This is a genomic window from Streptomyces prunicolor NBRC 13075 (assembly GCF_000367365.1).
In the GTDB taxonomy this organism is placed as follows: Bacteria; Actinomycetota; Actinomycetes; order Streptomycetales; family Streptomycetaceae; genus Streptomyces; species Streptomyces prunicolor.
Genome location: NZ_BARF01000072.1, coordinates 24,186 through 31,108, shown reverse-complemented (window position 1 = coordinate 31,108; position 6,923 = coordinate 24,186). Strand labels below are relative to the sequence as shown.

The window sequence follows — 6,923 nt, the reverse complement described above, 5'->3', positions numbered from 1 at the left end:
CCGCGTGGGCGCGACCAGCCACAGCGAGCCCGCAGAAAACCGACAACCCAACCCGGCATCACAGCAGTTCACTCAGCGATCAGAAACGCGCATCTCGAACCACGTCGTCTTCCCACGTGGCAGCAAATCCACTCCCCACCGATCGGAAAGCTTGTCGACGAGGAACAACCCCCGCCCACTCAGGTCCATCTCCTGAACCGGCATCAGACACGGCAACCCACGCGAGGGATCACGAACCTCGACCCGGATCCACCCCCGCCGCCGCTTCATCCGCAGCCCGAACACCCGCGCCCCGGTATGCCGTACGGCATTTCCGACAAGCTCCGAGACAAGCAAGACCGCATCCTCGGTCAGTTTCGGACCGAGCCCCCAGTGCCGCAGAACGACGATCTGGGTGAGTCGGCGGGCCGTGCCGGCGGACTCGGGGCGGGACGGGAGCGGAACTTCCGCCTCCGTCGGATTGCCGAACAATTCGATCGCCTTGAGTGCCCGCTCGTCCTCGACCGCAGGCGACCAGCGCCCTTCGGTCGCACGGCCTTGTCCCCGCGGCTGTCCGATACCTTCCAGCCCCGCCATGCGTCCATCATGGCGGCCCCGGACGGGCTCCGTGGCGGTTCCAGAGGAATACGCCCCCCGGAAGCCCCCGTTCCGCGACATTCGATCGGCATGTGCCAGAGTCATTTCAGGGCTGGCCGTAGCCCCTCCGACCTGCGGTGAAGGCTCTGTTGGAGGCAATCGACAGGCTCCCTCGACAAGGCAGGCTTAAGGTCAAGTTAAGGTTCCCATAAACCGCCCGGCCGAGGTACCCGTATGAGACATCACGTCAATTGCAAGTGCCTGGACGGGATTTGACGCTCCGTTTCACTCCGACTGCGACCGTCCGGTTCACTGAAACTTGGCTTTGCCGGGGCCCTCTTCGACGAAGCTGCGCATCCCGCGCTCACGGTCCTCGGTCGCGAACAGCCCCGCGAACCACGTGCGTTCGACGGCGAGCCCGGTCTCGAGGTCCGTCTCCAGACCGGTGTCGATCGCTTCCTTCGCCGCACGCAACGCGATCGCCGGACCCTGCGCCAACTTCGCCGCCCACGCATGCGCCTCGCTGAACACCTCGGCGGCGGGGGCGAGTCGATCGACGAGCCCCAGCGCGAGCGCCTCGTCCGCCTTGACCATCCGACCCGTGAAGATCAGATCCTTCGCCTTCGACGGACCGATCAGCCGCGCCAGCCGCTGCGTGCCACCCGCCCCCGGAATCAACCCGAGGAGAATCTCCGGCTGCCCCAACTTCGCGTTGTCCGCCGCGATCCGGAAGTCCGCGCACAGGGCCAACTCACAACCCCCGCCCAGCGCATAACCCGTGACCGCCGCGACCACCGGCTTCGGAATACGCGCCACCGCCGTGAACGACTCCTGCAACGCCCGCGACCGCACGACCATCGCCGCATGGTCCATGCGCTGCATCTCCTTGATGTCCGCGCCGGCAGCGAACACCTTCTCCCCGCCGTAGATCACCACCGCCCGCACGTCGTCGCGACGCGACGCCTCCTCGGCGAGTTCCTTGAGGCGGTCCTGGGTGGCGACGTCCAGCGCGTTCATGGGCGGGCGGTCGAGGCGGATGGTGCCGACGCCCTCGGCGACTTCGAGATTCACGGTCATGCGGGAACACTACGGGGGTCTGGGGGTCGTCCCCCAGATGGGCACAGCACGCGCGCTAACGACAACGGGCCCGGTGCTGTGTGTCACAGCACCGGACCCGCAGGTCAACTCGGTTCAGCTCACCTCACGTACGGCTCACGCCTTCCACTTCGCCCACGACATGTTCCAGCCGTTGAGCCCGTTGTCCGGCGCCACCGTCTCGTCGTTGGAGTGCTTGACGACGACCACGTCGCCGATCATCGAGTGGTTGTAGAACCAGGCCGCCGGAACGCTGCTGCTGTAGCCGCCCTTGACGTCCCTCAGGCCGACACAGCCGTGGCTGGCGTTGTAGTTGCCGAAGGCACCGCCACCCCAGTAGTTGCCGTGGATGAAGGTGCCGGAGGTGGTGAGGCGGATGGCGTGCGGGACGTCCTTGATGTCGTACTCGCCGCCGTAGCCGACCGTTTCGCCGTTCATCCGGGTCACTTCGAGCTTCTGACTCATGACCATCTGGCCGTTCCACGTGTCGTAGCCGGGCTTGCCGGTGGTGACCGCGATGGTCTTGATGGTCCTGCCGTCCTGGGTGACCTTCATGGTGTGCTTCTTGGCGTCGACCACGGAGACCTGGTTGCGGCCGATGGTGAAGGAAACCGTCTTGGCCTGCTTGCCGTAGACGCCCGGGCGGCCTTCGACGCCGTCGAGGTTGAGCTTGACGGTGACCTTGGTGCCGGACTTCCAGTAGTTCTCGGGTCGGAAGTCGAGGCGGTCGTTGCCGAACCAGTGGCCCTCGACGTCTACGGCCGGGACGGTCGTGATGGTGATGGCCTTCTTCACGTCCTCCGGGTGCGTGATGCCCCGGGTGAAGTTGACCGAGAACGGCATTCCGACGCCGACCGTCGAGCCGTCCTCCGGGGTGAAGTCGCCGATGAAGGTGTTCTTCGGGGTCAGCGTGGTGAAGCTGGAGTCCTCGGCGGCGACCCGGCCGTCGGAGTCCTTGGCGACCGCGTGCACGGTGTACTTGGTGGAAGCGGCGAGATGCGTCGCCGGCGTCCAGCTGGCGCCGCCGCCGGTGATCGCGCCGGAGACCTTGGCGCCGTCGGCGTCCTTGACCTCGACCACGGTCAACTTGCCCTTCGCGGCACTGATCTTGAGGGCGCCACTGGTGTCCACGGCCTTCGAGCCGTTCTTCGGGGCGATGGTGACGACCGCCTCCGACTGCTTGGTCTCGGCCGTGTCCGACCCCTTGGCCTTGCTGTCGCCCGAGCCGGACCCGGAGTTGGAGCCACCGCCGCCTCCGCACGCGGTGACGGCGAGCAGCAGTACGCCGATGATCAGCGCCAGCAGCCCCTTGTTTCTCCGGCCGCGCGCGTCAACCGACGCCCCCGATATCGGTCGCACGTTCAAGACTTTCTCCCCTCGCCGGGCCCGGTCAGGCCCGCACCCCTTCGCGCATCTGACGTGCACGTCCGCGCATATTAACCGCCAGGATTTGAGCTTCATGTCAGGCGAATGTCACCGTTCGGTCGCAACTTCAACTGCCGCCTGGCACAGGGACCCGGCTCCTTCTCGGGTCACTTCACCGCACTGCCCGCCTTCCATTCCTTCCAACCCATGTTCCACCCGCCGAGGCCGTTGTCCGGAGCCACCTGTTTGTCGTTGCTGTGCACGACCTCGACGACGTCCCCGACGATGCTGCGGTCGAAGAACCACCCGGCCGGGCTGTCCGAGCTCCCGCCCTTGACGTCCCGCAAACCCACGCACCCGTGGCTGACGTTGACGCGTCCGGGGGCGGTCGGCGCCCAGTAGTTGCCGTGCAGGAAGGTGCCGGAGTCGGTGAGCCGCATGGCGTGCGGGACGTCCGGGATGTCGTACTCGCCGCCGAAGCCGACCGTGCGGCTGTTCATGCGGGTCACCTCCAGCATCTCCATGACCACCATTTTCCCGTTGTACGTGGTCTTCCCGGGGGCACCGGCCGTGATCGGCACGGTGGCCAGCAGGTCGCCCTCGCGCCGCACCTCCATGGTGTGTTTGGCGGCGTCGACGAGGGAGACCTGGCTGCGGCCGACGGTGAAGGAGAACGTCTTGTACTGGAGGCCGTAGACGCCCTTCGCCCCTTCCACGTCCCGCAGGCGGAGGGAGACGGTGACCTGGGTGCCGGGTTTCCAGTAGGTCTCGGGGCGGAGGTCGAGGCGGGTCCTGCCGAACCAGTGCGGGCGGATCTCGACGGCCGGTTTCGCGGTGACGTGGATCGCGCGCTCCACGGCGGCCCGGTTCTCGATCTCCCGGTTGAAGCCGAGGGAGACGATCATCCCGGTGCCGACGGTGGCGCGGTTCTCCGGGGTGACGTAGGCGATGAACCGCTCGTCGGGGACGTAGGTCGTGAACGTGGTGTGCCGGGCCGAGCGGCGGCCGTCGCCGTCGAGGGCGACCGCGTCGACGGTGTACTCGGCGGCCAGCGCGAGCTTCCCGTCCTCGGGTTCCCAGCGCAGTCCGTCGTCGGAGATGTGACCGGGGACCGGGGTGTCCTGGGCGTCCTGCGCCTTGACCACCTGCACGGACTCCAGCCGCCCACTGGGCACTTTGACCACGAGCCGCTGGTCCGGTTTGACGCCCTTGGCGGCGTCGTCGGGCGAGATCCGGATCACATCCTCGGGCGACGGTGCCTTGCCGAAGATCTCGCCGATACCGCCCCCGCCCGAGCCGTCCGAAGTACAGCCGGTGGCTCCGGCCAGCAGTCCTGCCCATGTCAGTACGGCGGCCAGTGCGACCCCTGCGCGTCGCGCGCGCCCTTGTGCATGCCTCACGGGGTGCCCAACGAGCGGGCACGCTCCGGGGAAACGTGAGTGCGGCCCAAGCTCTGGGCAGAACAGTGGGGAGAACGACATGACAGACGTGCGCGGCCGGGACGCCGTACGCCCTTCACCTCGTCGTTCCATGAGCCGCAGGAGGCCGGACGGTGTCGAGCGCAGCCGAGCAGGAGGCCGTGCAGGAGGGGCGCGTCGACGACGGCGGCGTGCCGATGGAGCGCGTCGTGGAGGCTGTGCCGTCGCCACGCGCCGCGCCCGTCCTGAACGGCGCCCCGCACACCGGGCCGCCGGTGCCCGTGTGGCCGGGGACGCCGATGCCGTTGGGGGCCCGGTACAGGGTCGGCCCGGACGGGGTGGCGGGCACCAACTTCGCGCTGTGGGCGGGGGGTGCGGAGGCGGTCGAGCTGTGCCTCTTCGACGCGGACGGGGTGGAGACGCGCGCCCCGCTGACCGAGCTGACACACGAGATCTGGCACGGCTTCCTGCCCGGTGTACTGCCCGGACAGCGCTACGGCTTTAGGGTGCACGGCCGCTGGGACCCGTGGACCGGCGCCCGCTGGAACCCGGCGAAGCTGCTCCTCGACCCCTACGCCCGGGCGGTGGACGGCGAGTTCGGGCTGCCGCCCGAGGTGTACGCGCACGTCCGTGACTGGCCGCAGCAACAGGTCGCGGACACCGTGCGCGACGACCGCGACTCCGCGCCGTTCGTCCCGAAGGGCGTGGTCGTCCACGACGACACCACCGACGACGAGTGGATGGACGACCGCCGCCCGAAGACCCCGTGGGCGGACTCGGTCATCTACGAACTCCACGTCGGCGGCTTCACCAAACTGCACCCCGGGATACCCGAGGAACTCCGGGGCACCTACGCCGGGTTGGCGCACCCGGCGGCCATCGAGCACCTGGTGAAGCTGGGCGTGACGGCCGTGGAGCTGCTCCCTGTGCATCAGTTCGCGCACGAGGACCATCTGCTGCGCAAGGGGCTGAAGAACTACTGGGGTTACAACTCCATCGGTTACTTCGCCCCGCACGCGGGCTACGCGGCTACCGGCACGGCGGGGCAGCAGGTCGGCGAGTTCAAGCGGATGGTGCGGGCGCTGCACGAGGCCGGGATCGAGGTCATCCTCGACGTGGTCTACAACCACACCGCGGAAGCAGGCGAGTTGGGCCCGATGCTGTCGTTGAAGGGCATCGACAACCGCGGCTACTACCGCCTCCAGAGCGACGCCCGCCGCTACACGGACTACACCGGCTGCGGCAACACCCTGCACGTCGTCCAGCCGCACGTGCTCCGGCTCATCACCGACTCGCTGCGCTACTGGGTCACCGAGATGGGCGTCGACGGCTTCCGCTTCGACCTCGCGGCGGCGCTGGCCCGCTCGATGCACGACGTCGACATGCTGTCCCCGTTCCTCGCGGTGATCGCACAGGACCCGGTGCTACGACGGGTGAAGCTGATCGCCGAGCCGTGGGACGTCGGCTCGGGCGGCTACCAGGTCGGCGCGTTCCCACCCCTGTGGACGGAGTGGAACGACCGCTATCGCAACGCCGTCCGGGACTTCTGGCGCGGTGCGCTGCCGGACGTACGGGATCTCGGGTACCGGTTGTCGGGGTCGAGTGACCTGTACGCGTGGGGCGGCCGCCGCCCCTACGCCTCGGTCAACTTCATCACCGCGCACGACGGTTACACCCTGCGGGACCTGGTGTCGTACGAGCGCAAGCACAACGAGGCCAACGGCGAGGGGAATCGGGACGGGACCGACGACAACCGTTCCTGGAACTGCGGGGTCGAGGGCGAGACGGACGACGAGCGCGTAAAGGCGCTGCGGCGACGGCAGTTGAGGAACCTCCTCACCACTCTCCTCCTCTCCACGGGTGTGCCGATGCTGGTCGCGGGTGACGAGCTGGGGCGGACGCAGCGGGGCAGCAACAACGCCTACTGCCAGGACAACGAGATCAGTTGGGTGGACTGGGGCCTGCGGGAGGACCCCGGCTGGGCGGCGCTGACCGACCTCACCGCCCGGCTGATCGAGCTGCGCCACCGCCATCCGGTGCTGCGGCGCCGGGCGTTCTTCTCCGGGCGGGCCCATTCGGCGGACGGCATAAGGGACTTGGCCTGGTTCACCGCGCGCGGCACGGAGATGACGGAACGCGACTGGTACGCGCCCGCCGCCACCCTCGGCATGTACCTCTCCGGCCGGGACATCCCCGGCCGCGACGAACGCGGCGCCCCGATCGTCGACGACAGCTTCCTCGCCGTCCTGCACGCGGGCCACCGGCCGGTGAGTTTCGTGCTGCCGGGGCCGCCGTGGGCGGAGCGGTACGAGGTGGTCGTCGACACGTCACGGGAGGAGCAGGGGGAGGCGCCGGGGGTGGTGCATCGGGCGGGGGCGGCGATCACGGTGCCGGCGCGGGCTGTGCTGTTGCTGAGGGTTGGCTGAAACCCTGCTGAGGCAACGTTTCGGGCCGCTGAAATCCACGTCG

5 protein-coding genes are annotated in these 6,923 nt (G+C 68.5%); 1 reads left to right on the top strand and 4 read right to left on the bottom strand.

The window, feature by feature from the left end; genetic code table 11:
* Positions 1-72 precede the first annotated feature (72 nt).
* The 4 genes from SPR02S_RS30780 to SPR02S_RS30765 form a co-directional block, all read right to left on the bottom strand.
* Positions 73-576 carry an ATP-binding protein gene (locus SPR02S_RS30780; RefSeq protein WP_019060877.1) on the bottom strand — a complete coding sequence of 168 codons (504 nt, stop codon included), beginning with the start codon at positions 574-576 and terminating at the stop codon, positions 73-75.
* A gap of 309 nt (positions 577-885) precedes the next feature.
* Positions 886-1,653, bottom strand: a complete 768-nt coding sequence (locus tag SPR02S_RS30775; protein WP_019060876.1) for an enoyl-CoA hydratase/isomerase family protein — start codon at positions 1,651-1,653, stop codon at positions 886-888.
* 135 nt (positions 1,654-1,788) lie between these two features.
* Positions 1,789-3,036 (bottom strand): L,D-transpeptidase, encoded by a 1,248-nt coding sequence (locus SPR02S_RS30770; protein WP_019060875.1) that lies wholly within the window; start codon positions 3,034-3,036, stop codon positions 1,789-1,791.
* Positions 3,037-3,203: 167 nt separating this feature from the next.
* Positions 3,204-4,436 carry a L,D-transpeptidase gene (locus SPR02S_RS30765; protein ID WP_019060874.1) on the bottom strand — a complete coding sequence of 411 codons (1,233 nt, stop codon included), beginning with the start codon at positions 4,434-4,436 and terminating at the stop codon, positions 3,204-3,206.
* 152 nt (positions 4,437-4,588) lie between these two features.
* On the opposite strand from SPR02S_RS30765, the gene glgX reads away from it, so the two are divergent.
* Entirely contained in the window at positions 4,589-6,880 is a 2,292-nt protein-coding gene (gene glgX, locus SPR02S_RS30760; RefSeq protein ID WP_019060873.1) for a glycogen debranching protein GlgX, read from the top strand.
* The last annotated feature ends 43 nt before the right edge of the window (positions 6,881-6,923 follow it).

Coding starts and splice junctions, on each gene's coding strand:
- SPR02S_RS30780 (WP_019060877.1), bottom strand. CDS start 576: ATGGCGGGGCTGGAAGGTATCGGACAGCCGCGGGGACAAGGCCGTGCG.
- SPR02S_RS30775 (WP_019060876.1), bottom strand. CDS start 1,653: ATGACCGTGAATCTCGAAGTCGCCGAGGGCGTCGGCACCATCCGCCTC.